The following is a 758-nucleotide window of genomic DNA, read 5'->3' as shown; positions in this document are numbered from 1 at the left end:
TCGATTCTGTAATCGCGGTATTTTGTAGTAACAATCGTCTCATAATGCACACCCTTGAAAGTCACAGATTTGACGATACCCTTCAAATTAGCTTTATCCGGCTGCACAATATCAATATCCTCAGGACGGATCACCACATCCACAGGCTCATTCTCAGGGAAGCCCTTATCCACACAGATAAACTCAAAATCGTCAAAAGCCACCAGGAAATCCTTGATCATGACACCTTCGATAATATTCGACTCACCGATGAAGCCTGCCACAAAGCGGTTCTCCGGTTCATTGTAAATGTCAATCGGGGTACCGATCTGCTGAATAGTTCCCTCATTCATAACAACTACTGTATCAGACATGGAGAGCGCCTCCTCCTGGTCATGGGTAACAAACACGAAAGTGATACCCACTTCCTTCTGGATCTTCTTCAGCTCTGTCTGCATCTCCTTACGCAGTCTGGCATCCAGAGCGCCTAACGGTTCATCCAGAAGCAGTACCTTCGGTTCATTCACCAGGGCTCTGGCAATGGCAACACGCTGCTGCTGACCGCCGGACAATAAAGTAACGTCCTTGGAACCATAATTCGCCAGGCCGACCATGGACAGCATCCGCTCTACTTTGGTCTTGATCACAGCCTTATCCATCTTCTTGATATTCAGACCAAAAGCCACATTGTCAAACACGTTCATATGCGGAAATAATGCATACTTCTGGAAAACGGTATTAATTTCACGTTTATAAGCAGGAATTTTGGAAATATCCAT

General features: G+C 45.5%; 1 protein-coding gene. It reads right to left on the bottom strand.

All coding sequences use genetic code 11. The annotated features are described in order from the left end of the window. On the bottom strand, positions 1–758 hold a 758-nt coding region (locus WMO25_RS18500), incomplete at both ends, for an ABC transporter ATP-binding protein (RefSeq protein ID WP_349086727.1).

The organism is Coprococcus intestinihominis (assembly GCF_040096555.1).
Classification (GTDB): domain Bacteria; phylum Bacillota; class Clostridia; order Lachnospirales; family Lachnospiraceae; genus Coprococcus_A; species Coprococcus_A intestinihominis.
Note: the sequence above shows the minus strand (reverse complement) of the source record. Positions and strands in the feature narration are given on the sequence as shown.